At 70.5% G+C, this 23,320-nt stretch carries 23 protein-coding genes; 11 read left to right on the top strand and 12 right to left on the bottom strand.

The window, feature by feature from the left end; translation table 11 throughout:
- Window positions 1-8 precede the first annotated feature (8 nt).
- Window positions 9-611, bottom strand: coding sequence for a PH domain-containing protein (locus AC4FS2_RS14645; RefSeq protein ID WP_491155781.1), 603 nt, complete (start codon window positions 609-611; stop codon window positions 9-11).
- A 38-nt stretch (window positions 612-649) separates the two neighbouring features.
- Here AC4FS2_RS14645 and AC4FS2_RS14650 point away from each other — a divergent pair, with 38 nt between their 5' ends.
- The gene (locus AC4FS2_RS14650; protein WP_491155779.1) at window positions 650-2,413 is read left to right on the top strand and encodes a dipeptide ABC transporter ATP-binding protein; all 1,764 of its coding nucleotides are present in this window, start codon (window positions 650-652) and stop codon (window positions 2,411-2,413) included.
- A 47-nt stretch (window positions 2,414-2,460) separates the two neighbouring features.
- On the top strand, window positions 2,461-2,970 hold the full coding sequence (locus tag AC4FS2_RS14655; protein WP_491155777.1) for a VOC family protein: 510 nt from the start codon (window positions 2,461-2,463) through the stop codon (window positions 2,968-2,970).
- A gap of 40 nt (window positions 2,971-3,010) precedes the next feature.
- Here the strand turns inward: AC4FS2_RS14655 and AC4FS2_RS14660 are convergent, their stop codons facing one another.
- Complete coding sequence (locus AC4FS2_RS14660; protein WP_491155776.1) at window positions 3,011-3,574, bottom strand: YbaK/EbsC family protein; 564 nt, start codon at window positions 3,572-3,574, stop codon at window positions 3,011-3,013.
- Window positions 3,575-3,664: 90 nt separating this feature from the next.
- Between AC4FS2_RS14660 and AC4FS2_RS14665 the strand changes: the two genes are divergently transcribed.
- A complete protein-coding gene (locus AC4FS2_RS14665; RefSeq protein WP_491155774.1) occupies window positions 3,665-4,966 on the top strand; it encodes a glutamyl-tRNA reductase in 1,302 nt (433 codons plus the stop codon).
- Window positions 4,967-5,104: 138 nt separating this feature from the next.
- Here the strand turns inward: AC4FS2_RS14665 and AC4FS2_RS14670 are convergent, their stop codons facing one another.
- Window positions 5,105-5,518, bottom strand: a complete 414-nt coding sequence (locus AC4FS2_RS14670) for a nuclear transport factor 2 family protein (RefSeq protein WP_491155772.1) — start codon at window positions 5,516-5,518, stop codon at window positions 5,105-5,107.
- A 133-nt stretch (window positions 5,519-5,651) separates the two neighbouring features.
- Here AC4FS2_RS14670 and AC4FS2_RS14675 point away from each other — a divergent pair, with 133 nt between their 5' ends.
- Window positions 5,652-6,221 carry an HhH-GPD-type base excision DNA repair protein gene (locus AC4FS2_RS14675; RefSeq protein WP_491155770.1) on the top strand — a complete coding sequence of 190 codons (570 nt, stop codon included), beginning with the start codon at window positions 5,652-5,654 and terminating at the stop codon, window positions 6,219-6,221.
- Between the two features lies 1 nt (window position 6,222).
- Complete coding sequence (locus AC4FS2_RS14680; protein ID WP_491155768.1) at window positions 6,223-6,609, top strand: DUF1801 domain-containing protein; 387 nt, start codon at window positions 6,223-6,225, stop codon at window positions 6,607-6,609.
- 76 nt (window positions 6,610-6,685) lie between these two features.
- Here the strand turns inward: AC4FS2_RS14680 and AC4FS2_RS14685 are convergent, their stop codons facing one another.
- The 4 genes from AC4FS2_RS14685 to AC4FS2_RS14700 all read right to left on the bottom strand — a co-directional run bounded on the left by AC4FS2_RS14685 (window position 6,686) and on the right by AC4FS2_RS14700 (window position 10,841).
- Window positions 6,686-8,071: a glycine--tRNA ligase gene (locus tag AC4FS2_RS14685; RefSeq protein WP_491155766.1), complete on the bottom strand. Its 1,386-nt coding sequence runs from the start codon at window positions 8,069-8,071 to the stop codon at window positions 6,686-6,688.
- Between the two features lie 162 nt (window positions 8,072-8,233).
- Window positions 8,234-9,568, bottom strand: coding sequence for an alpha-hydroxy-acid oxidizing protein (locus tag AC4FS2_RS14690; protein ID WP_491177613.1), 1,335 nt, complete (start codon window positions 9,566-9,568; stop codon window positions 8,234-8,236).
- Between the two features lie 31 nt (window positions 9,569-9,599).
- A complete protein-coding gene (locus AC4FS2_RS14695; RefSeq protein WP_491177615.1) occupies window positions 9,600-10,466 on the bottom strand; it encodes a hypothetical protein in 867 nt (288 codons plus the stop codon).
- A 9-nt stretch (window positions 10,467-10,475) separates the two neighbouring features.
- On the bottom strand, window positions 10,476-10,841 hold the full coding sequence (locus AC4FS2_RS14700; RefSeq protein ID WP_491155761.1) for a hypothetical protein: 366 nt from the start codon (window positions 10,839-10,841) through the stop codon (window positions 10,476-10,478).
- Between the two features lie 94 nt (window positions 10,842-10,935).
- Here AC4FS2_RS14700 and AC4FS2_RS14705 point away from each other — a divergent pair, with 94 nt between their 5' ends.
- Together AC4FS2_RS14705 and AC4FS2_RS14710 are read left to right on the top strand one after the other, a co-directional pair.
- The gene (locus AC4FS2_RS14705; protein ID WP_491177617.1) at window positions 10,936-11,742 is read left to right on the top strand and encodes an SDR family oxidoreductase; all 807 of its coding nucleotides are present in this window, start codon (window positions 10,936-10,938) and stop codon (window positions 11,740-11,742) included.
- Between the two features lie 25 nt (window positions 11,743-11,767).
- Entirely contained in the window at window positions 11,768-11,959 is a 192-nt protein-coding gene (locus AC4FS2_RS14710; protein ID WP_491155758.1) for a multidrug transporter, read from the top strand.
- A 335-nt stretch (window positions 11,960-12,294) separates the two neighbouring features.
- Here AC4FS2_RS14710 and AC4FS2_RS14715 read toward each other — a convergent pair whose 3' ends face one another.
- From AC4FS2_RS14715 to AC4FS2_RS14725, 3 genes are all read right to left on the bottom strand, one after another.
- Window positions 12,295-13,014 (bottom strand): cyclase family protein, encoded by a 720-nt coding sequence (locus tag AC4FS2_RS14715; protein ID WP_491177619.1) that lies wholly within the window; start codon window positions 13,012-13,014, stop codon window positions 12,295-12,297.
- Between the two features lie 124 nt (window positions 13,015-13,138).
- The gene (lhgO, locus tag AC4FS2_RS14720; protein ID WP_491177621.1) at window positions 13,139-14,344 is read right to left on the bottom strand and encodes an L-2-hydroxyglutarate oxidase; all 1,206 of its coding nucleotides are present in this window, start codon (window positions 14,342-14,344) and stop codon (window positions 13,139-13,141) included.
- 181 nt (window positions 14,345-14,525) lie between these two features.
- The gene (locus tag AC4FS2_RS14725; RefSeq protein WP_491177623.1) at window positions 14,526-15,236 is read right to left on the bottom strand and encodes a GNAT family N-acetyltransferase; all 711 of its coding nucleotides are present in this window, start codon (window positions 15,234-15,236) and stop codon (window positions 14,526-14,528) included.
- A 104-nt stretch (window positions 15,237-15,340) separates the two neighbouring features.
- On the opposite strand from AC4FS2_RS14725, the gene AC4FS2_RS14730 reads away from it, so the two are divergent.
- The gene (locus AC4FS2_RS14730) at window positions 15,341-16,756 is read left to right on the top strand and encodes an MFS transporter (protein ID WP_491155734.1); all 1,416 of its coding nucleotides are present in this window, start codon (window positions 15,341-15,343) and stop codon (window positions 16,754-16,756) included.
- A gap of 15 nt (window positions 16,757-16,771) precedes the next feature.
- Here AC4FS2_RS14730 and AC4FS2_RS14735 read toward each other — a convergent pair whose 3' ends face one another.
- Entirely contained in the window at window positions 16,772-18,112 is a 1,341-nt protein-coding gene (locus tag AC4FS2_RS14735) for an MFS transporter (RefSeq protein WP_491177626.1), read from the bottom strand.
- Between the two features lie 112 nt (window positions 18,113-18,224).
- Between AC4FS2_RS14735 and AC4FS2_RS14740 the strand changes: the two genes are divergently transcribed.
- The 3 genes from AC4FS2_RS14740 to purU all read left to right on the top strand — a co-directional run bounded on the left by AC4FS2_RS14740 (window position 18,225) and on the right by purU (window position 22,303).
- Entirely contained in the window at window positions 18,225-19,733 is a 1,509-nt protein-coding gene (locus AC4FS2_RS14740; RefSeq protein ID WP_491155594.1) for a peptide MFS transporter, read from the top strand.
- A gap of 133 nt (window positions 19,734-19,866) precedes the next feature.
- Window positions 19,867-21,069, top strand: coding sequence for a cobalamin-independent methionine synthase II family protein (locus tag AC4FS2_RS14745; RefSeq protein ID WP_491155593.1), 1,203 nt, complete (start codon window positions 19,867-19,869; stop codon window positions 21,067-21,069).
- Between the two features lie 352 nt (window positions 21,070-21,421).
- Window positions 21,422-22,303 (top strand): formyltetrahydrofolate deformylase, encoded by an 882-nt coding sequence (gene purU / locus AC4FS2_RS14750; RefSeq protein ID WP_491155591.1) that lies wholly within the window; start codon window positions 21,422-21,424, stop codon window positions 22,301-22,303.
- A 45-nt stretch (window positions 22,304-22,348) separates the two neighbouring features.
- On the opposite strand, the gene AC4FS2_RS14755 is transcribed toward purU, so the two are convergent.
- Window positions 22,349-23,263: a serine hydrolase gene (locus AC4FS2_RS14755; protein ID WP_491155732.1), complete on the bottom strand. Its 915-nt coding sequence runs from the start codon at window positions 23,261-23,263 to the stop codon at window positions 22,349-22,351.
- Between the last annotated feature and the right edge of the window lie 57 nt (window positions 23,264-23,320).

Consider the following 23,320-nt stretch of genomic DNA (forward strand, 5'->3'; position numbering starts at 1 on the left):
ACGAGCCGTCAGCCGGTTGCGGCGAGCGCCCCGACGCTCGCCACCGCCAAGGCGGCGAGTCCCGTGAGCACCGGCGTATCCCACTGGCGGCGAACGGGAACGTCGTCGGCGATCCCGGTCTGCACCTGCCCGCTGTCGAGGCGCCGGCGCCACTGCTCGCGCACGACCGTCGCGGGGCTGCCCGACTCCGTGCCGAGGAGGTCGCCTGCGCGCAGCGACGCGTCGGCCGCGCGGGTCTCGCGGTTCGTGGCATTGCGGCTGGCGCGCATCGACCCGATGAGGCCCGGTGCGGGCGCGGACCACGCGGCGAACTTGCCGGACGGCGTATGCAGCGTCAGGGCGTACCGCGTGTCGACATGGATGAGCGCGGTCCACGGGATGGTGACGCGATGGGTCACGTTCTGAATCACGACGCCCGCGTCGTCGACCCGTACACCTGGGCGCCACAGCCCGGCCCATCCGAACAGCGACAGCAGCGCCGCGGCCGGGGAGAGCGGCACGAGCCGCTCGTCGCCCAGCAGGGCGCCCACCGCAATGAGCCCGCACACCACCCAGACCACGACCGCCAGGGTGCGATTGAAGCGCGAGTGGAGCGTGACCGATTCGCCCATCTGATCATTCTGTCAAGCCAGGAAGTCAGGAACGACCGATGAACCAGCTCCGCGACCGTCACGGCGTCACAGGCCCGCTTCTCGAGGTGGACGGGCTGTCCGTGGACTTCGCCGTGGACAACTACTGGGTGCCCGCTGCCAAGAAGCTCCGCTACACGGTAGAAGCCGGCAAGGCGCTCGCGATCGTCGGCGAGTCGGGCTCTGGTAAGAGCGCGAGCTCGATGGCGATGCTGGGGCTCCTGCCGAAGAACGCACGCGTTCGCGGCAGCGTCAAGTTGGCCGGACGGGAAATCCTGGGGCTGCGCCCGAGCGAATTGCGGCGTGTGCGCGGGAGCGAGATCGCCGTCATCTTCCAGGAGCCCATGACGGCACTCAATCCCGTTCTCACGGTCGGCTTCCAAATCATCGAGACGGTGCGGACCCACTTCGGGGTGTCGCCGAGTCAGGCGAAGAAACGCACACTCGAGCTGCTCGATCTCGTCGAGCTGCCCGACCCGGTCAAAGCGTTCCACTCGTATCCCCACCAGCTCTCCGGCGGCCAGCGCCAGCGCGCCATGATCGCCCAGTCGATCTCGTGCGACCCCTGGCTGCTCATCGCCGACGAGCCGACGACGGCGCTCGACGTCACCGTGCAGGCCGAGATCCTCGACCTCATGCGCGACCTGCGCCACCGCCTGGACTCCGCGATCCTGCTCATCACCCACGACATGGGGGTCGTCGCCGACCTCGCCGACGACATGGTCGTCATGCGCGACGGCGAGATCGTGGAGCGCGGCAGGGTCGGAGAGGTTTTCACCCAGCCGCAGCATCCCTACACGAAGCAGCTGCTCGCGGCAGTCCCCCGCATCGGCGACACCCGCGGGGACGAGATCGACACGACCGCCGCACTCGCGGGAGACACGTCGGCGATCCGACTGGCCGAAGTCGCGGCGCGTCAGGACGTGGAGCGTCGCGCGGGCCTCGGCGACCCCGTGCTCGAGTTCACGAACGTCTCGATCGAATACCCCAAGCACGGGCCTGTGCCCGCCTTCCGCGCTGTCGACAACGCGACGTTCGCGATCTACCCCGGCGAGGTCACCGGGGTCGTCGGCGAGTCCGGCTCCGGCAAGACGACCGTCGGTCGCGCGGCGATCGGACTGGTCCCGATCGCGGAGGGGCGGGTGACCGTCGTGGGCACCGACATCTCGCAGGCGGACCGGCGGGTCCTCCGCACCGTGCACAAGGACGTCGGCATGGTTTTCCAGGATCCGTCGTCGTCGCTCAATCCCCGTCTTCCGATCTGGCAGTCGATCGGCGAGCCTCTTCTGCTGGCGGGAGCGGCCAAGGGGGCCGCGCTCGACAAGCGCGTGCAGCAGCTGCTGGACGCCGTCGAACTGCCCAGATCGTGCCGCTCCCGCTACCCGCACGAGCTCTCCGGCGGACAGAAGCAGCGCATCGGCATCGCGCGGGCGCTCGCGCTCGAGCCGAAGCTGCTCGTGGCCGACGAGCCGACGTCGGCGCTCGACGTCTCGGTGCAGGCGACTGTCCTCGAACTGCTCCGGCGGCTCCAGGCCGACCTGGGCTTCGCGTGTCTGTTCATCAGCCACGACCTCGCCGTCGTCGACACCCTCGCCGACCGGATCGTGGTGATGCGTCACGGCACCATCGTCGAGACGGGCGCGACGGGCCAGATCCTGCGAGCGCCGCAGGAGGCGTACACGCAGCGTCTCATCGCCGCGGTACCCGTGCCGGACCCCGCCGAGCAGCGACGACGCCGCGAGGCGCGCACCGCACTCCTGGAAGCCGAGCGCGACCCCTCCTGATCCGTGGACGGACACCACATCCCTGCACAAGAGAAGAGGAACATCGCATGACAGATCTATCCGCACTCGTCCTTCCGAAGGCGCTTCACTCACTGAAGGTCGTTCAGATCGGCCTGTTGGTTCCCGACCTGCAGGAGGCACTGGCCCAGTACAGCCTCCTCCTCGGCAGAGAGGACTGGTCGATCTTCACCTACGGGCCGGAGAACCTTGAGGGGCTCACCTACCGCGGCGAACCGAGCTCCTACAAGATGCGCCTGGCCTTCGTGGAACAAGGGCCGCAGATCGAGCTGGTCGAGAGCATCGACGGCCCGAACATCTACACCGAGTGGATCGCCCGCCATGGCTACGGTATGCACCACTTCGGGTTCTATGTCGACTCGATCGCCGAAGCGACCGCCGCGATGCAGGACGAGGGCTTTGAACCGATTCAGACGGGACGGGCGACCGGGCGTGACGGCGACGGCGGTTACGCCTACTTCGATACCGAGGACCTCCTCGGCGTCATCACCGAGCTCATCGAGATTCCTTCACGGCGCCGGGACAGCGAACTGATGTGACGGATCGATCGGTTCCCCGACGCCCGCGTCGCCAGAGCCGCTACGCCTCGCGCGGCGGCATCCCGAGCCCGTCGATCACCTCGGCATGCGGGAGCGCGGCGAGGACGGAGCCGGGGAGGAAGAGTTTGGCACCGCGGATGCCGGCGCCCACGACGACGTCGGGGGCGGCGGCGACGGCCGCATCCACCAGGATCGGCCAGTCCGACGGAAGCCCCAGTGGTGTGATGCCGCCGTACTCCATGCCGGTCAGCTCGACCGCTTCGGCCATCGGGGCGAAGGAGGCGCTGCGCACATCCAGCCGCCGGCGCACGGTGCCGTTGACGTCGGCGCGCGTGGTGGCGAGCACGAGGCATGCGGCGTACCGGATGTCGCTGCCGCGCTTGCCCTTCACGATGACGCAGTTGGCGCTCTGCTCGAGCGGTGACCCGTACCGCTGGACGAACGCTGCCGTATCGGCCAGGTCCGGGTCGATGTCGGCGACGCCGACGAGTGGCGCGAGATCGGGGTCGAGGGCGACGAGGGCCGCCGCGACCGTGGGCGGCAGCGAGGCGAGGCGATCCAGGGCGGGGACGGGCTCCAACGAGCCGGCGGAAGACCAGTGCACGTCACCAGTGTAGGAAGCCGCGCCGGGGGTATCGCTCGTCGTCGAGGCATAGCGCCAACGCCCAGCCGCCCGCGGGTAGAATCTTGTCTCGTGCTGCTGTGCGTCTCCGCGAGTCATAAGACCGCGCCCTTCGAGCTTCTCGAGCGCCTCAGCGTCTCCTCGGTCCCCATCGCACCGCTCATCTCCGCGCACTCCGAATTCGTGCAGGGTGCCGTCGTCGTCGCGACGTGCAACCGCTTCGAGGCGTATGTCGACCTGGACGAGCCCGTCACCGCATCCACGGCCCTCGGCGTCGAGGCCACTCTCGCCGCGATCGAAGCGGCCACCGGTGTGCCGGCGGGCGAACTCACCGGGTCGTACGAGGTGCTGGGCGGCGATGACGTGGCCGAGCACCTGTTCGCCGTCGCATCCGGTCTCGAGTCCGTCGTCATCGGCGAGGGTGAGATCGCCGGACAGGTGCGCCGCTCTCTCAAGGAGTCCCGGCGCCTCGGCACCACCTCGGGCGACCTGGAGCGGCTGTTCCAGCGCGCGTCGGAGGCTCAGCGCGGCGTGAAGAACGCCACGGCGCTCGGGCGCGCCGGTCGCTCGCTGGTGCGCCTCGCCCTCGAGCTCGCCGGAAGCCGGATCGCCGACTGGTCCGCTCTGCGCGTTCTGCTCGTGGGCACGGGGTCGTATGCCGCGGCCACACTGGCGGCGTTGCGCGACCAGGGCGCCGAAGACATCTCGGTCTACTCCCCGTCGGGCCGCGCCGCGAAGTTCGCGACCAAGCACGGGCTGCAGGCCATCGCGGCCGAGCGCTTCCCCTCCGTCGCCGCGCAGGCCGACCTCATCATCACGTGCACGACCGCTGAGCACACCGTTCTCAGCGCCGCGACGTTCGCCGCCGGCGCCCTGGAACCGTATCCCGCCGCAAAGCGGCGTCTCGTGATCGACCTGGGCCTCCCCCGCAACGTCGAGCCGGACGTGGCAACCGTCGCGGGTGTCGATCTCCTCGACCTCGAGACGATCCGCCTGCACGCGCCGCTGGAGGAGCTGCAGGCCACGGATGCGGCGCGCGAAGTCGTCCGCGACGCAGCCCGCCGCTTCGCCGTCCTCGGCGAGCGCCGCAACGTCACCCCCGGTGTGGTGGCCCTGCGCGCCCATGCGTTCGCCGCCCTCGAATCCGAGATCGCCCGCGCGAAGGCCCGCGGTGACGAGGACGGTCGCACGGAGCAGGCGCTCCGCCACCTCGTCGGCGTGCTGCTGCACACTCCCACGGCCCGCGCGCACGAGCTCGCGGAACTCGGGCGTGGCGAGGAGTACTTCGCCGCCCTCTCGACCCTCTTCGACATCGACGTCGACGTCGCGGACGAGGACGAGCGCGCCACCGACGCCGGCTCCGGCGTCGCCTGACCCCTGCAGGACCGCCGGCCCCCCAAGGTCGGCCGGGCGGAGACCACGGGGAATTCGCGAGTCACGAAGCCCTGTCGACTCCGCGGTTCGCTCAGTCCCGTCGACTCCGCGAGTCGCCCAGCCCCGTCGACTCGGCGGTCACGCGCCCGGCGCTGACGGAACAGCCCCGAGCGCGGATGCCTTCGGCGCTGCGGTGACCACGGGGCCGAGATAGAACCGCGCCCACGACACGAGACCGTCGTCATCGGTGCGCCAGATCACCGTGCCGGCCAGCGTGTCCGCCCCTCCGTCGCTCGCCGTGCCGGACATCGTCCACTCCGACCACACCTCGTCACCCTGCACCGCCCAGCGGAGCAGATCGGCTTTCAGATCCGGGAGTCTCCCGAGGATCGCCTGCCAGTTCCGTTCCACCTGTGCGCGACCGGTGAATGAGAGGTGGGGATCCCTAGGAGCCTCGACGGAGTAGTCCTCGGAGAAGTTCGCCGCGATCCGCGCAGCCTCGTGGGCGTTGACGGCATCGCGGAGGCGGTGGAGAGCAAGGAGGTGGTCCATTCCGCCCAGCCTATGTCGCGATCTCTCTCCCGAGGTCGCGCGCAAGGGCCGCGCAGCCCGACGCGGAGACGCCTCGACCCGGCAGCCGCATCGGTGGGTGGGCGCCCGGGGAGGTGGGTGGGAGGATGGCGGCATGACGTTGCGCATCACCGACGATCCCGCAGCCGACGCGCTGCTCAGCGACGACCCCCTGGCTTTGTTGATCGGGATGCTGCTGGATCAGCAGATCGCGATGGAGACGGCGTTCACCGGCCCGCTCAAGATCCGGGAGCGCGTCGGCTCGGTGGATGCCGCGACCCTCGCGCACTACGACGCGGAGGCGTTCGCGGAGGCTTTCAAGACGCCGCCGGCCGTGCACCGCTACCCCGGCTCGATGGCCGCTCGTGTCCAGGCACTGTGCGCGGCGATCGAGCAGGAGTGGGGCGGCGATGCCGCCGCTCTGTGGACACGGGGCACCCCGACCGGGCCGGAAGTGCTGAAACGCCTGAAGGCGCTGCCCGGCTTCGGCGAGCAGAAGGCGAAGATCTTCCTCGCACTCCTCGGCAAGCAGTGCGGCTTCACCGGGGAGGGGTGGCGCGAAGCATCCGCCCCCTACGGCGAGGACGGATCTTTCCGCTCCGTCGCCGACATCACCAGCCCCGAGTCGCTCATGAAGGTGCGCGAGTTCAAGCGGGCAACGAAGGCCGCCGCGAAGGAGAAGTGACATGGACGTTCCTGCCGATGTTCAGGCGCTGGTCGACCGAGTAGAACCGGCCAAGCGCCGGCGCGATGCGGAGACTCTCTTGGACGTGTTCGCTCGGGTGACCGGCGAGGAGCCCACCCTGTGGGGGTCGATCATCGGATTCGGGTCGCACCACTACAAATACGACAGCGGCCGCGAGGGTGACACCGCCGCGGTCGGCTTCGCTCCGCGCAAGACGGCCACGACGATCTATCTGGCCGACGGCGTCGATGCCCACGCCGCTGAACTCGAGCACCTCGGCCCGCACACGACCGGCATCGGGTGCCTCTACGTGAGGGATGCCTCCACCGTCGACCTCGACGTCTTGGCGGGGATCATCGGCGACTCCTACCGCGCGACGACCCGCTGACCGCCGCCCGCTGACCCGGGGGCGGGGCGCCGACCCGGGGGCGGGGCGCCGGCCGCCGGGCGCGGGATGCGGCGGGTCAGGCGCCGCGCAGGCGCTCGGCCAGGTACGTGTGCAGGTTCTCCAGCGGCACGCGTTCCTGCGCCATCGTGTCGCGGTCGCGGACGGTGACGGCGCGGTCGTCGAGCGAATCGAAGTCGACGGTCACGCAGAAGGGCGTGCCGATCTCGTCCTGGCGGCGGTAGCGACGGCCGATCGCACCGGCGTCGTCGAAGTCGACGTTCCACAGGCCGCGGAGGCCGTCGGCGACCTCGCGCGCCAGCGGCGAAAGCCTCTCGTTGCGCGAGAGCGGCAGCACGGCGACCTTGACCGGCGCCAGGCGCGGGTCAAGGCGCAGCACGGTGCGCTTGTCGGTGCCCCCCTTGGCGTTGGGCACCTCTTCCTCTTCGTAGGCGTCCACGAGGAACGCCATCATCGCGCGCGTCAAGCCGAACGAGGGTTCGATGACGAAGGGCGTGTACTTCTCGCCCGAGGCCTGGTCGAAGTAGGTGAGGCTCTGACCGGATGCCTCGGAGTGGTTCTTCAGGTCGAAGTCGGTGCGGTTGGCGATGCCCATGAGCTCGCCCCACTCCTTGCCGGGGAATCCGAAGCGGTACTCGACGTCGATCGTGCCGGCGGAGTAGTGCGCGCGGTCCTCGACGGGGACGTCGTAGCGGCGCATGTTCGCGGGGTCGACGCCGAGGTCGACGAACCAGTTCCAGCACGCCTCGACCCAGTGGTCGAACCATTCGTCCGCCTCTGCGGGCGGCGTGAAGAACTCGATCTCCATCTGCTCGAACTCACGCGTGCGGAAGATGAAGTTTCCGGGGGTGATCTCGTTGCGGAACGCCTTGCCGACCTGCCCGACGCCGAACGGCGGCTTGCGACGCGAGGCCGTGAGGACGTTGCTGAAGTTCACGAAGATGCCCTGCGCGGTCTCGGGCCGCAGGTAGTACAGGCCGCTCTCGTCGTCGACGACGCCGAGGTAGGTCTTCACGAGACCGGAGAACGCCTTCGGCTCGGTGTACTGGCCCTTCGTGCCGCAGTTGGGGCACGGGATGTCAGCGAGCCCGTTCTCGGCCGGCCGGCCCTTGCGCGCCTCGAAGTCCTCGACCAGGGTGTCGGCGCGGAAGCGCTTGTGGCAGTGCAGACACTCCACGAGCGGATCGGTGAACGTCGCAACGTGACCGGATGCCTCCCACACGCGCTTGGGGAGGATGATCGACGAGTCCAGGCCGACCATGTCCCCGCGGCCGCGGACGAACGTCTGCCACCACTGGCGGCGGATGTTCTCCTTCAGCTCGGTGCCGAGGGGGCCGTAGTCCCACGCCGAGCGAGAGCCGCCGTAGATCTCGCCCGCCTGGAAGACGAACCCGCGGTGGCGGGCGAGGGCGATGACCTTGTCAAGGCGGGACTGTTCGGCCACGGTGGCTCCAATGGTCGCAAAGAGGGTGGGATGCCGCGGAAAGTCGCGGTACCTCGATTCTATCGAGCGGCGCCTGCGGCCCGGCTCACGCCCGTCGGCGGCAGCCGCGCGGAAAAGGCCTGGCTCACGCCCGCCGGCGGCCGCCGCGCCGAAAGCCGCGGGTCACGCCCTCGCGTCGCGCAGCGCAGCCGGGCCGACCTGGGCGACCGTCGTGAAACCAGCGAGCCCCAGGGTGATGTCGAGCTCGGCGAGGACGTTTCGGACCACCTCCCGCACGCCTGCCTGCCCCGCCACCGCCAGCCCGTACGCGTAAGGCCGTCCCACCGCGACCGCCGTCGCCCCGAGCGCGAGGGCGGCGAAGACGTCGGAACCCTGTCGCACACCCGAGTCGAAGATCACCGGAACCGCCCCGCCGACACGGTCGACGACGGCGGGAAGAGCGTCCAGCGTCGGCACCGACAGGTCGATCTGCCGGCCGCCGTGGTTCGACACCCACACCCCGTCTGCGCCGGCATCCATCGCGCGGGAGGCGTCGTCGGGATGGACGATGCCCTTCAGCACGATCGGCAGAGAGGTCCACTCGCGCGCCCGGGCGAGGTCATCCCAGGTGAGAGACGGGGTCGAGAAGACGTCGAGGAACGTCTCCACGGCCGCGCGGGGCAGGGGGGAGCGCAGACCCTCCCGGACCCCGCCTCCGGTCAGCGCCGAGCCTTTGCGGGCGACCGTGATCCCCGCGGCGATCGCCTTCGGGGTGATCCGCACGCCCGGGGCGCCGTCGGCATCCCTCCTCCCAGCCCGCTCGGCGACCATCCGCCGGAACACCGGATCCGAGGTGTACTGCGCGATGCCGAGTCCCCGCGTGAAGGGCAAGTAGGCGAGGTCGAGGTCGCGCGTGCGCCATCCCAGGAGGTGGGTGTCGAGCGTCACCACGATCGCGGAGCATCCCGACTCCTCGGCTCGGCGCAGCAGCGACGCATTCAGCTCGTCGGACGACGACCAGTACAGCTGGAACAGCCTCGCTGCTGCCGGCGTTGCCGCCGCGACCGCCTCCATCGCGACGGATGCCTGGTTGCTGAGCGTGTACGGCACGCCGAGCTCGGCCGCGGCGCGGGCCACCGCGAGGTCGGCGTCGCGATGTGCCATCTCCATCACCCCGAGGGGCGCGAGAAGCAGCGGCGTCGGCAGTCGCCGGCCGAACAGCTCGATCGACAGATCGCGCTCGGCGACATCGCGAAGGGGCCGCGGCCACACCTGCCACCGCTCGAACGCGGCGCGGTTCGCCGCGACGGTGCGCTCCGCTCCCGCGCCCCCGGCGAGATAGGCGAAGGCCGCGGCGCTCAGCCGGCGTCGCGCCGCTTCCTCCAGCGCCGTCGCGTCCACCGGCACCTGGGGCCGGGTTCCGCTGATCCCTGCGCGGTAGATGTCCGACTGCGCGAGCCGGGAGATCCCGCGCGCGGCGGCGGCCGGGTCGAGCGGAGCGATGTCGCCGTGTTCCATGGCGACAGCGTACGGATGCGTCCACGCCGCGTCATCCGGGCGTGCCGAACCCGCACCACTGGGCCACCCACGACAGCATCCGCGCTTTCATGCGCGGCGGCGCGGGCAGATCGACATCCCCGGTCACGCCGTCGACGGCGACATCGACCGTGAAGATCGTGCCGCGCTTGTCCTCCTGCACGACGTGCGGGTCGCAGCGCTGGGGCACGAGCGGGATGTCGAGGGTCGTCGCCGGCGAATCCGGCCTGATCTCGACGTCGAGGGGGTACGGGGTTGCGGGAGCGTCGGCCGCGAACATGAGCAGCGGCGTCGAGTCGACCGCGGACAGCCGGGCCGAACCGCCCCCGGTCGGCGCGATGGACAGGGTGAGCGTTCCCGTGCCGCCCGGCGGGGCCGGGGTGAAGCCTTCGATCGTGACGGTGGCGACGGCGGCCAGCGCGGCGCCCAGGCACTCGCGCGCGTGCAACCCGGGAAGGAAGGCGAGCGGGTCGGGGATGTCGGCGACCACGGTGCGCAGGGCGCCGCCGATCTCGAGCTTCACCGTGACCGTCGGAGCACCCGCATCCGCTGTCGTGCAGTCCATGGCGGGGAGCTGCACCCGCACATCCACAGCGCGGCCCGGCGGAACGGTCGTCACCCGGTCCACCACGCGCTCGGCGGTGCCGGCGAATCCAGGGGATGCCACCTGCACCGCCCCGACCGCGAGAGCCGCATCGCCGTCGTTGCGGATCTGCACCTGCGCCTGCCGCGCGGCGACATCCGACCGCAGTTGCACGAGGCTCACGCTCACTCCGTCGGGAGGCGCCGTGGATGCCGCATCCCCCGGGGCCGCGCAGCCGGCCAGCACCATCGCGGCGAGCACGACGACGACCCCCGTGGGAGGCCGCCTCGCGCGCATGGCGTCAGGCTACTCGCGGTCTCCGTCATCCCGCGGTCGGAGCGTTCGAGGCGGAGGCCAGGGCAGTTCGAAACGCTCCACGGGAACGTCGATGGCCCCGAAGTCGTCGGTCTGCACGACGACGCGCTCAGGTGTGACCTCGACCAGCTTCACCCGGAGCGGTCGATCGGCCACGCCCTCCAGCATCCAGATGCCCGCCATCCACGCCAAGCCCGTCTGCTCGAGCACGGCCTCCGCGTCGAGCCACTCGACCGCCTCGCTCACGTCGCGTCCGAGGAGAGACACGGCGACCCACGCGCCCCCCGCGGGGCGGATCCATCCCACGAGTTCTCGGTCGTCCGGCCGGCGGTGCGGGGTCCAGTCGGCGGGGATCACGGCCCCACGCTAGTGCGAACCGGGAACGCTAACGCCGCGGTGAGCGGATGTAAAGGGCGTCTGCGCGGCGCCCGGATGCTCGTAGCGTCGAGCCATGCATACCGACGACTTCTCCCCCCGGCACGCGATCGTCACCGGTTCCGACTCCGGCATCGGCGCCGCGTGCGCCGTCGCGCTGGCCGAAGCGGGCATGGACGTGGGCATCACGTGGCACTCCGACGAGGAGGGGGCGCAGCGCACCGCCGAGGCCGTCCGCGCCCGCGGCGGCCGCGCGGTCGTGACCCAGTTCGACGCGACCGACCTGGAAACCGCCGGCCACGTCCTCGACGCCCTCGCCGATGAGCTCGGCGGGGTGGACGTGTTCGTCAACAACGCCGGCGGCGGCGTCGGCGGTCACGTGCTCGATCTCGACCTTGCCGGCTGGCGTCAGGACGTCGGTCTCAATCTCGATGCCGCTTTCGTGGGCATGCAGGCCGCTGCCCGCCGGATGGCAGCTGCCGACCGGGGCGGACGGATCATCGCGGTCTCGAGCGTGCACGAGCACCAGCCGCGCGTGGGGAGCGCCGCGTACGTCGCCGCCAAGCACGGCCTCGGCGGTCTCGTGAAGACCATGGCGCAGGAGCTCGGCGCGCAGGGCATCACCGTCAACGCCGTCGCCCCCGGCGAGATCGCCACACCGCTGAACGACATGGATGCCGAGGATGCCGAGAAGACGCATCGCCCGGGCATCCCCCTCGGCCGGCCGGGACGCCCGGAAGAGATCGCGGCGGTCGTCGCATTCCTCGCCTCCCCGGCCGCGTCGTACGTCACGGGTGCGAGTTGGGTCGTGGACGGTGGGATGCTGCAGATGGGACCCCAGGCCGGATCGCACCTCACCAGCGACGAGTGGCGCACCGCCTAACCCGAACCGACCCTTTGGAGATGCCATGAGCGACCCCCAGACCGACGACGAGAAGCGCACCGATCAGCTGACGACGGCGCCCGATGCCACCGAGGCCGACGCCGCACCGCGGATCGACGTCACCCACCGCGAGGGCGTGACGCGCGTTGACATCCGCGACGATGCCGCCGTGCGTCCTGGCCCCGGCCAGGGCGACCCCGCCGCCGAACACGAGTAGCGCGCACAACTCCGCAAAAACCGGCACCGACACCGGTGTCTTCCCCCACCCAGGCGGACCTGGCCTGAGTTAGGCACGCCCGGGCGGCCTCCGACGCGGCGAACCAACGCGCCAGCTCGGCGTCCGCCCGCACGGCCGACATCCCGCAGCCGGATTCCCGCCGCCGCGCGACCGCACCGCCGAACACGGTGCAGCGCGCCCAACTCAGGAAGAACCCGCCCCGACACCGGTGTCTTCCCCCGCCCGGGCGGGCTTGGCCTGAGTTAGGCACGCGCCGGGGACTTCTTCCACGTTGGGCACGCGCGAGTGTCCTCGGTCGGCCGCAAGGGGCCGGGTCAGCGCGACAGCTCGGCGAACGCGCGCACGGGGAACGTCCCGAAGCCCTCGACGGCGGGGGGCGCCGCGGTGAACCGCGCTCCCCGTTCGGGGAGATCGCCCAATCGCGTCAGGTGTTCTACGACGTGCACACCCGCGGCGAGGAGCACCGAGTGGGCGGGTCGCTCACCGCCGGACCCGGTGTCGTCGATGTTGACCGAGTCGATGCCCACGAGAGCGACCCCCTGGTCGACGAGGTACCCGGCGCCCTCGCCGGTGAGGAACGGTGCCCCGACGCCGTACTCCTCACGGCCGAACCACCGGTCCCACCCGGTGTGCAGCAGCACCGCGGCGCCCCGGAGGTCGCGGCCGGCGAGGAGTTCCGGTCCGATGCCACGATGTTCGGCATCCCACGCATCCTCGAGGTGGAACACCTCGGTGGGTAGCCCCACGAGCGTCGCCAGATCGAGTCCGGCCAGATCCGCCCCCTCCGCATACCGATGGAACGGCGAGTCGAGGTAGGTGCCGGTGTTGCCGATGAAGCTGATCACGTCCATCGCGAACTCGGTGCCGGGCGCGTACCGGGCACGAGAGTCGGCGCGCGTGAGGTAGGGCTGGATGGTGGGTGCCGGAAGCCCTGGATAGGTGATCAGCCCTGCGCGGATCCGGTGGCTCAGGTCAACGATGCGCCGCTCGGTGGCCGGGCGGGCGCGTTCGGGCGGGTCGGAGGGTGCGGACATGGCGTCAGCATACGAAGTCCACGGTCTCGCCACGTCGTCCGCGACCGCCATCACCCGCAGGATTCCCGCCGATGCGGCAACGCCGTCGGATGCCGCGGAGAGGATGCCGCGGAGGATCTGCCGGTCAGGCCGACGTCACGGGAGCGAGGTGGTTCGCGATCACGTAGCGGGCGATGGCGATGGAGCTCGTGGCCGCGGGTGACGGCGCGTTTCGCAGCAACGTCACGGCCCCGACCTGGTCGACCTTGAAGTCGTCCAGGAGTTCGCCCCCGCTCCCCCACGCCTGCGCGCGGACGCCGGCCGCGCTCTTGTGTGTGAGGTCCGCCATCCGCAGCTCCGGAACGAACCGGCGAGCCTTGCGGTAGTAGAGCGGCTTGAGGAGCGACCCGCTGATCTCGTCCACACCCATCCGCCAGTGCTGCTTGGCGAGCGGCCACGCACCGGGCCACCTCAACGACTCCCAGGTGTCTCGTGCCGACATCTGGAGCCACGTGTACCCCTCGCGGGCCAGAGCGGGCACGGCGTTCGGGCCGACGTGGACGTTGTCGTAGACCCCGCGCGTGAAGTGCACGCCGAGGAAGGGGAATCGCGGGTCCGGGACGGGATAGATCATGCCCCGGACGAGGTCTGTGCGCTCGGGGGCGAGTTCCCAGTATTCGCCCCGGAAGGGCAGGATCTTGGGCGCCGGGTCGGCGCCGACGAAGCGCGCGACGACGTCGGACTGGAGACCCGCGCACACGATGACGCGGTCGAACACGTCTTCGGAGACCGCCGTGAGAACACGGACCGCGGCTCCTTCCGCGCGGATGCCGGTGACCTCGTGCCCGAGGCGGATCGTGCCACCCGCCGCGCGCACGTCCTGTGCCATCGCCTCGGTGATGGCGGCGTAGTCGACGATCGCGGTGTGCGGCGAGTGCACGGCCGCGACCCCCGCGACGTGCGGTTCGATGTCGCGCATCCGTGACACGTCGTCGATGCGGGCGAGATCGGGCACGCCGTTCGCGATCGATCGGCGCTCGATCTCTGCGAGGGCAGCCAGCTCGGTGTCGTCCACCGCGACGACGAGCTTGCCGACTTCGCGGTACGGCAGCCCCTTGTCCTCACAGAATTCCCGGATGGACACGCGGCCGGCAGCGCACAGCTGAGCCTTCAGCGATCCCGGCGTGTAATACAGCCCCGCGTGCACGACTCCGGAATTCCGCCCGGTCTGGTGCTGGGCGAGCCGCTTCTCCTTCTCCAGGACCGTGACCTGATCGCCCCGTGCGCTCAACTCGCGCGCGAGTGCCACTCCGACGATGCCACCGCCGACGATTCCGACGCGATCACCCACGGGTGTGAACCGTCCTGCCGGCTCCGGATGCGGATGGCGCGGTGAGCGGTTCTGAGCATCCGGCTGATGCGGACAGAGCTGTATTCATGAAATTTCCCCCCAGGTGCGCGCTTGTGCAGCGGTCCCACCCGCGGCTGCGCTCTCCCAGCATCCCTGGGGAGCGCTTCATCCGCAAGCTGCGCTAGTCGCCGGCGACCACGAGGTACCCGCGTTCGTCGTCGAATCCCCCGATGCGCAGCCCCGCATTGAGGTGCCGCACCAGCGCGCCGCGCACAACGGTGCGCCATGCTGCTGCGGCGGCGGGGGTCTCGCGCCGCATCCCCTCGATATCACGGGGGATCCTGACCTCCGCCTCGACCGCACCGCGATCGGGAGTGGCGACCGGCGGCTCGGCCAGAGCCCACGAGACCAGCAGCCGGTCCGAAGCGACGCCACGGTTGAGCTCGTCGGGCATCGGCCCGTACTGGTCGACGAGGTAGTCCGTCACCCGGGCACCCAGCACTCGCAGGTTGAAGTGCGCGTTGCGCGCGATCAGCGGATCGAATGTCCACGTGATGCGGCCGACCCCGCGCGCGAAGGCCCACTCCCGCTGATGCTCCTTGAGCGCCCGTCCGACACCGTGTCCCTGATACTCCGGCAGCACGCCTGTGATGTGGGAGTGCAGGGTCCGCGCCGATGGCGCCCCGAACCACCCGGCGGATGCGCCGACCATCCGCTCGCCGGAATACACCCCGACCACGTAGTTTCCCGAGTACTGGAGCGCGCGCAGGGTGTTGGCGGGCATCGCCTGCCGATCTCCGGGCCACACCGCCGCAAGGACCGCCGCGCCTTCGTGCACCTGCTCGACGCTGGTCAGTTCGCGGATCTCGATGCCGGAGGCCTCGTCGCTCACCCCCACAGTCTCGCACCGACCTGCCCCGCACGACCCGACCACTTCCGGACCACCGATAACCTGAATCGGTGAGTCGGGACGAGGGCAGACGGCGCCTGACCCGGATGCCGCCACCGACGCTCATCGTCGTGGTCCTGGCGATCGCCGGCCTGAGCTCGTCGTTCATGTTCACCCTGGTGGTGCCGATCCAGGCCCAGCTGCCCGAGCTTCTGAACGCCCCACGCGAAGACACCGCGTGGGTGGTCACCGCCACGCTCCTGTCAGCCGCGGTCACGACACCGATCGCCGGGCGGCTCGGCGACATGTACGGCAAGCGCCGCATCGTGCTCGTCCTCGTGGCTCTGATGGTCATCGGATCGGCCATCGCCGCGCTGTCCACCGACATCGTGGGCGTCATCGTGGGGCGTGCGTTCCAAGGGGCTGTGACCGGGGTCGTCCCCCTGGGAATCTCGATCCTGCGCGACGTGCTTCGCGAAGACCGGATCGACTCGGCGATCGCACTCATCAGCGCCACGCTCGGCGTCGGTGGCGCCCTCGGCCTGCCGATCAGCGCGCTGGTCGCCGAACGCGCCGACTGGCACCTGCTCTTCTGGATCTCCGCCGGCCTGGGCATCACCGTCTTCGCCCTCGTCCTGTGGATCGTGCCGGTCAGCGTGCTGCGCACCGCCGGGCGATTCGATGCGGTGGGAGCGGTCGGCCTCACCATCGGACTCATCTCCATCCTGCTGGCGATCTCGCGCGGGAACGAGTGGGGATGGACCTCCCCGCTCACCCTCGGGTCCTTCATCGCCGGGGCGCTCGTGCTGGTGGCGTGGGGCTGGTTCGAGCTGCGCATCCCCGAGCCGCTCCTCGATCTGCGCGTCGCCGCGCGCCGCCCCGTGCTCCTGACGAACCTCGCCTCGGTGGCGATGGGCTTCGCCCTGTTCAGCTCGCAGGTGTCGTATCCGCAGATTCTGGAGCTTCCGGTGGCCACCGGTGTCGGATTCGGACTGTCGCTGCTGGCGGCCAGCCTCGTCATCATGCCGTCCGGCCTCATCATGATGGTGCTCTCGCCCATCTCCGGCCGCCTGGCCCGCGTGGTCGGTCCGCGCGCGCTCCTGATCGCCGGCGCGGTCTCGCTCGTGCTCGCCTACGGGTTCTCCCTGATCTGGGACACCGAGGTGTGGCACCTCGTGGTCGCGAACGTTCTCATCGGGTTCGGGATCGGGTTCGGTTACGCGAGCATGCCGATGCTCATCATGCGCTCGGTCCCGGCCCATGAGACCGGCGCCTCGAACGGTCTGAACGCCCTGGCACGCTCACTGGGGACGAGCACGGCCGGTGCCGTGGTCGGTGCGGTGCTGGCGGGACTGTCCACGACGCACGACGGGATGCAGGTGCCCACGGCGGCCGCCTTCCAGACGTCCTACGCGCTGGGCATCGGGGCAGCGGTGGTGGCGCTCATCTTCGCCCTGTTCCTCCCGTCGCGTCCGAGCGCGGGGCAGGGCCGCCCGTCGCTGCCGGAGCTTCCCCGCCGCTGACCCGCCCCGACGAGCTCAGCCACCGGCGCCGGTGCCGCGTGGCCTCCGGGGTGAATCCAGTCCGAGGTGAACCCGCGTGCGCTTGCGCTCGACGACGATCATCGTCGCCCCCAGCAGCCACAGGGGCACCTGCGTGAGGAACGCGAGACGGAACGCGTCGAGCGTGTACGTCGCGGGAGTGCCGGCGCCCTGCACGTCCATCGCGATGCCGATGAACAAGATCGCGAGGAGCCCGGAGAAGAATCCGCCGCCGTTCACGATCCCGGTGGCCGTGCTGAGGCGATGACTGGGGTTGTACGCGCGGGCGTGGTCGAACGCGATCATGGATGCCGGCCCGCCGGTGCCGAGCGCGAAGGCCAGGAGAAGCAGCAGCCACAGCGGCGCCGGCCCCGGCCAGGCGATGACAGCGAGCCACACCGCCGCCTGGAAGCCGATCGCCGGCAGCACCAGCAGCCGCGAGCGCCGCATGGGATGCCGCGCCGACAACGCCCCTATGACCGGACCGAGCGCGATCAGCGACACGATGAAGAACGTCACGACGAGCGACGCCGTCGCGGGGGACAACCCCTCGCCCGCGGTGAGGAACGGGAACCCCCACAGCAGCCCGAAGGCGGTGCCCGCGAACGGCGTAGCGAAGTGCGACCAGAACGCGAGCCGGGTCGCGGGGTGCGCCCACGAGTCGCGGAACCCCTCCCGAAGGTCGGCCGCGGAGCGCACGACACGGATGGCCCCGGTGTCGGTGTCGACCGCGACATCCGCCGTGCGACCGGGTGGACGGCTGCGGATCACGACGACGGTCAGCACCGCGAACAGGGCGCCGAGCCCGGCCAGGCTTCCGAACGCGATCGACCACGATGTCGCGTGCAGCAGCAGCGCGAGGGGGATGACCGACAGGATCTGCCCGAACTGGCCGATCGTCGAGGTCAGCTGGACCAGCAGCGGGGCACGCTGCGCGGGAAACCACAGCGCGATCACGCGGAGGACGCTGGGGAAGACCGCCGCATCCCCCGCCCCGATCAGCACCCGGGCGAGCAGCCCGATCCCGACATCGGAGGCAAGGGCCATGACCCCCTGACCCACCGCCATCAGGATCATCCCGATCGTGACGATGGGACGGGCACCGTAGCGGTCGAGGAGCAGGCCCACCGGAATCTGCAGGCCGCCGTATACGGCGAGCTGCACCACCGCGAACATCGACAGGGCGGATGCGTCGGCATCGAATCGCACCGCAGCATCCACGCCCACCGCCGCCAGCGAACTGCGGTTGGTCACCGACAGCATGTAGGCGCCCACGCCCACGCCCCACACGAGCCACGTCCGCCATCCGGGAGCGGGAAGGGGCACGGCGGTGGTCACGGCGATTCCGGGTTCGACGGGTGCGGGTACGGCGCGGATCGGCCGGCGCCTCCAGCGTAGCTCGCGGCGTACCCCGCTCCCGGGCGCGCACCTCGAGGGCTAGCCTGGGCGCATGTCGGACTTCTCCCACCCCGACGCCGGACCGCCGTCCGCCGCATCCGCCCCCTCCGCCGGTGAACCCGGCGACCGCGACACGCGCTTCTTCGGCCAGCCGTGGGCGCTCGCGCACGTGTTCGGCGTGGAGATGTGGGAGCGGTTCAGCTTCTACGGCATGCAGGGCATCCTGCTCATCTACATGTACTTCACGGTCACCGAGGGTGGCTTGGGGATCGACCGCGCGGTGGCCACCGGCATCGTCGGCGCCTACGGCGGCACGGTCTACCTCTCCACGATCCTGGGCGCGTGGGTCGCCGACCGCCTGCTGGGGTCGGAGCGCGTGCTCTTCTTCAGCGCCATCGTCATCATGTGCGGCCACATCGCTTTGGCGCTTCTCCCCGGGTTCTGGGGCCTGGGGGTCGGCCTGGTGCTCGTCGCCGTCGGCTCGGGCGGCCTGAAAGCCAACGCCACGTCCGTCGTCGGGACGCTCTACACCGAAGCCGACCCGCGCCGCGACGCCGGGTTCTCGCTCTTCTACCTCGGTATCAACCTCGGGGCGTTCTTCGGTCCGCTGATCACAGGCGCTCTGCAGTCCACGGTGGGATTCCACTGGGGCTTCGGCGCGGCGGCGGTGGGGATGGCGCTCGGGCTTGTGCAGTACTCCTTCGGACGCAAGCAGCTGCCGGCATCCTCACGCGCCGTCCCCAATCCCCTGCCGGCCAACCGACGAGCGCTGGTGATCGGCGTCGCCGTCGCGGGCGTCGTACTGCTGGCGCTGCTCGTGCTCACCGGCGTCATCCGCGCCGACAACCTCGCGCCGATCGTCATCGGCGTCACCCTCGTCGCGGCCATCGCGTACTTCCTGGTGATCCTCACCTCGAAGGCGATCAGCGCCACAGAGCGTTCGCGTGTCTTCGCCTTCATCCCGCTGTTCATCGTGAACGTCGGGTTCTGGTCGCTGTACCAGCAACAGTTCACCGTGCTGACGATCTACTCGGACGAGCGGCTCAACCGGAACATCTTCGGATGGGAGATGCCGGTGTCGTGGGTGAACTCCATCAACCCGATCTTCGTCATCATCCTCTCCGGCGTCTTCGCCGCCGTCTGGACACGGCTCGGCCGCCGGCAACCGTCGACACCGGTGAAGTTCTCCCTCGGCTCGATCATCATGGGCTTGGCGTTCCTGATGTTCCTCATCTGGGCCAACGGCGCGCCCAACTCCACCCCGCTCCTCGGGGTCACGGCCATCCTGCTGGTGTTCACGATCGCCGAGTTGTTCATCTCGCCGGTGGGCCTGTCGGCCTCGACGAAGCTCGCGCCGGAGCGGTTCCAGACGCAGATGGTCGCCTTGTACTTCCTGTCCGTGGCGCTGGGTACGTCGCTGGCGGGAGAACTCGCCAAGTACTACGACCCGAACAACGAGGTCCCGTACTTCTCGATCCTCGGGATCATCGCGATCATCCTCGGCATCGCCCTGGTGGTGGCGGTCAAGCCGGTGCTGGCGCTGATGAAGGGTGTGCGCTGACCCGACGGCGGCGGGGAGGCGAGACTGCGGATCTCGCGCCCATATGACGCACGGCGTCATGCGAATCGGCGCCCCCGCGCGCGGGGCGATAGGTTCGGCCTGGCATCCCGAACCGCAGGAGTAGAGCACGCACATGACCGAGATTCAGACGACCACCGCCGGCAGCCTCCCCCGCACCGAGGCCCTGATCGCCGCCAACGCGGCGCGGCGCTTCGCCGCCGACGGGTTCACCTTCGAGCCCGACCCGGCCGTGGACGCGCTCACCGCAGAGGCCGTGGCCGACGTCGTGCGCCGCCAGCGCGAGGCCGGCATCACCCAGCCCGGAGACGGCGAGTTCGGCAAGGCGATGTCGAACGCCGTGGACTACGGAGCGTGGTGGTCGTACTCGTTCCAGCGCGTCAACGGCCTCTCGCTGACCGAGGTCAACGCGTTCAACGAGCCGCCCGCGCGGTCGGAGCCCGGCCACGTGCGCCTCACCTCCTTCCTCGATCGGCGCGACCGCGCCGTCTTCGCCGAGGCGTACGCCGATCCCGACAGCGGCATCCCCACCGGCAAGAACGCCACGGCGTTCCCGAGCACGACCGGCCCGATCACCTACCGGGGCCAGGATGCGGTGGCCGCCGACGTCCGTCACCTGACCGCCGCGCTCGGCGAAGGCCAGACCGGATTCCTCACGGCGATCGCGCCGGGCAGCGCCGCTCGCGTGCGCAACGAGTACTACGCCACCGACGAGGAGCACGTGTGGGCGTGGGCGGAAGCGCTGCGCGAGGAGTACCGCGCGATCGTCGACGCCGGCCTCATCCTGCAGCTCGACGATCCCTCGCTCGCGGAGAGCTGGGACCAGATCAACCCCGCACCCTCGGTCGCCGACTACCAGGCGTTCACCCGCACGCGCATCGAGGCGCTCAACCACGCCCTCGAGGGACTGCCGCGCGACCGGGTGCGCCTGCACCTGTGCTGGGGGTCCTGGCACGGACCGCACACCACGGACATCGAGCTGCGCGACATCCTTCCCGTCGTGCTCGAGGCGAACGTCGGCCAGATCTCGTTCGAAGCGGCCAACGTGCGCCATGAGCACGAGTGGGCGGTGTGGCGGGATGCTGCCATCCCCGATGACCTCGTTCTCGTGCCCGGTGTCGTGGGCCACGCGACGAACGTCGTCGAGCACCCCGACCTCGTGGCCGAGCGCATCGCGCGCTTCGCCGGCATCGTCGGCCCGGAGCGCGTCCTCGCCGCGACCGACTGCGGCCTCGGCGGGCGCGTGCACCCGCAGATCGCGTGGGCGAAGCTCGACTCGCTCGGCGAAGGCGCCCGGCGCGCCGCCGCGCTGGTCTGACACCGGCTTCCCCCCGGGCCTAACTCAGGCTGAATCGCCGCCCGGGCCACCGCAGACGCCGATTCGGGCTGTCTGGCCTGAGTTAGGTCCGCCGGCCGCGCGCAACCCGCGGGCGCACGGCCGGCGCGGGGCGGGCACAGGGATGCGGGGCGTCCGCGACGCCGGACCTGCCTGCGTCCCGCGAGCGCGACGCGTCCACGGCGGCGGGCGCCGCCGTCCTCGTGCCTAACTCAGGAAGAATCGCCGCCCGGAACGCCGCAGACGGCGATTCGGGCTGTTTGTCCTGAGTTAGGTACGCCGGCGGGCGGCGGGCACGTCGGGGACGGCGTCCGAGGCACGGCAGAATGAGGGGATGGCCGCGCACAGCCCTCACCTGCACCCCGACCACGCCTGCCTCATCGTGCACGGACGTGACCAGCCGGGGATCATCGCCGCCGTCTCCGCGCTGATCACGCGCAACGGCGGCAACATCGTCGCGTTCGACCAGTACTCCGACGACCCGCGCGGGGGCGCGTACTTCCAGCGTGTCGTGTTCCACCGCCCCGACCTCGCCGCGGCCATCCCGGCGATCGAAGCCGATCTCGATCGCACGCTCGGTGGCGCGTTCGACCTCGAGTGGTCGATCACCGATCAGTCCGTGCCCAAGCGCATGGCGATCCTGGCCTCCAAGCAGGACCATTGCCTCCTCGACCTGCTGTGGCGGCACCGTCGCGGCGATCTTCCCGTCACCGTCCCGATGGTGGTGTCGAACCACACCACGTCGGCCGAGGATGTCCGCTCCTTCGGTGTGCCGTTCTTCCACGTGCCTTCGACCCCTGGTCCCGACAAGAGCGCCTCCGAGGCGAAGATGCTCGAGCTGCTCGTCGGCAACGTCGACTTCGTCGTCCTCGCCCGCTACATGCAGATCCTCTCGGCCGACTTCCTGCAGCAGCTCGGCGTGCCCGTCATCAACATCCACCACTCGTTCCTCCCGGCCTTCATCGGCGCCGAGCCGTACAAGAAGGCCAAGGAGCGGGGCGTGAAGCTCATCGGCGCGACGTCGCATTACGTCACCGACGACCTCGACGAGGGACCGATCATCGAGCAGGACACCGTGCGCGTCACGCACGGAGATTCGCTGGCCGAGCTGGTCCGCCGGGGTGCCGACGTCGAGCGTCAGGTGCTCTCGCGCGCCGTGCAGTGGCATGCGCAGGACCGCGTCATCCGAAACGGCAACCACACGATCGTGTTCTGACCGCTCCACTGGCGTGCATCGGCTGGGCGACGACGGGCCGGCGGGTCAGAAGATGTACTCCATGAGTTCGAGGCCGAGCACGCGGAACGCGTCGTGCGCGCGCAGGCGGTGTGCGATCGAGAGGTCGTCGAAGTTGACGATCAGCGCGTACGACACGCCCGCTCGCGGACCGGCGAGCACCCCGGCCTCCGCACGTACCCCGTTCGCTCGTCCGGTCTTGTTCACGAACAGCAGGCCGTGATCATCGTTGTCGTGCGCGAACGGGTCGAGCCCGGTGGCGGATGCCACGAGGCTGAGGTCGGTGTTCAGGCTCAGCCATTCCGCGACCTGGGCGCTGACGCGGGCATCCACCGCCTGGGAGTTCACGAGCGCTGCAAACAGCGTCGACAGCTCGCGCGCCGACGCCAGCGCCACCTGCGGCGCATCGTCGGGGCCACGACGATCCCGGAAGCGGTCCAGGAGCGCCGACCGCTCGAGGCCCAGCGCCTCGATCCGGGCACGCACGGCGGGGAGCCCCACCCGCGAGATGAGCGCGTTGGCGGCGAGCGCGTCGCCGGCCGACGCCGCCAGCACCGCCAGATCGACGAGCGGGAGCGCCGGCGCCTTCAGCTGGTGCCACACGCCTGAGACGCCCACCGGTTCGAGGCCTGCGCGGTCGAAGATCTCCAGCGGGTTCAGCCGGCGCTCCTCGAACGCGGCAGCCACCTCGATCAGCAGGGGGACGATGCCCACCCCGGCGACGGGGAGCGTGTCGTTGTCGTCTCCCGCGAGCACCTGCGTTCCGCGGTCGAGGTCGTCCACCCGCACCGCCACCCGCGCCCCGGAGGCGGCGAGGTCGTCGAGCGAACGCCACGTCGAGGTGAACGAGCGGCGACCGGTGGCGGTCCGTCGCGGCGGCCGGCGGCTTCCCGACCGCCCCGTGCCCCGCAGCGGTGCGGTGTCACGGGGGGAGTCGGGGATGGTGCCCACGGCGATGCTCCTCGGCGGTTCAGGCGCTCAGTCGAGCACGTCCGGGTG

The organism is Microbacterium sp. Z10_103 (assembly GCF_058310455.1).

Excerpts from the sequence above, each read along its gene's own strand:
- AC4FS2_RS14745 (WP_491155593.1), top strand. The coding sequence starts at position 19,867 with ATGACCGAGATTCAGACGACCACCGCCGGCAGCCTCCCCCGCACCGAG.
- AC4FS2_RS14695 (WP_491177615.1), bottom strand. The coding sequence starts at position 10,466 with ATGCGCGCGAGGCGGCCTCCCACGGGGGTCGTCGTCGTGCTCGCCGCG.
- AC4FS2_RS14680 (WP_491155768.1), top strand. The coding sequence starts at position 6,223 with ATGGACGTTCCTGCCGATGTTCAGGCGCTGGTCGACCGAGTAGAACCG.
- AC4FS2_RS14690 (WP_491177613.1), bottom strand. The coding sequence starts at position 9,568 with ATGGAACACGGCGACATCGCTCCGCTCGACCCGGCCGCCGCCGCGCGC.
- AC4FS2_RS14740 (WP_491155594.1), top strand. The coding sequence starts at position 18,225 with ATGTCGGACTTCTCCCACCCCGACGCCGGACCGCCGTCCGCCGCATCC.
- AC4FS2_RS14655 (WP_491155777.1), top strand. The coding sequence starts at position 2,461 with ATGACAGATCTATCCGCACTCGTCCTTCCGAAGGCGCTTCACTCACTG.
- AC4FS2_RS14650 (WP_491155779.1), top strand. The coding sequence starts at position 650 with ATGAACCAGCTCCGCGACCGTCACGGCGTCACAGGCCCGCTTCTCGAG.
- AC4FS2_RS14705 (WP_491177617.1), top strand. The coding sequence starts at position 10,936 with ATGCATACCGACGACTTCTCCCCCCGGCACGCGATCGTCACCGGTTCC.
- AC4FS2_RS14670 (WP_491155772.1), bottom strand. The coding sequence starts at position 5,518 with ATGGACCACCTCCTTGCTCTCCACCGCCTCCGCGATGCCGTCAACGCC.
- purU (WP_491155591.1), top strand. The coding sequence starts at position 21,422 with ATGGCCGCGCACAGCCCTCACCTGCACCCCGACCACGCCTGCCTCATC.
- AC4FS2_RS14715 (WP_491177619.1), bottom strand. The coding sequence starts at position 13,014 with ATGTCCGCACCCTCCGACCCGCCCGAACGCGCCCGCCCGGCCACCGAG.
- AC4FS2_RS14675 (WP_491155770.1), top strand. The coding sequence starts at position 5,652 with ATGACGTTGCGCATCACCGACGATCCCGCAGCCGACGCGCTGCTCAGC.
- AC4FS2_RS14645 (WP_491155781.1), bottom strand. The coding sequence starts at position 611 with ATGGGCGAATCGGTCACGCTCCACTCGCGCTTCAATCGCACCCTGGCG.
- AC4FS2_RS14730 (WP_491155734.1), top strand. The coding sequence starts at position 15,341 with ATGCCGCCACCGACGCTCATCGTCGTGGTCCTGGCGATCGCCGGCCTG.
- AC4FS2_RS14710 (WP_491155758.1), top strand. The coding sequence starts at position 11,768 with ATGAGCGACCCCCAGACCGACGACGAGAAGCGCACCGATCAGCTGACG.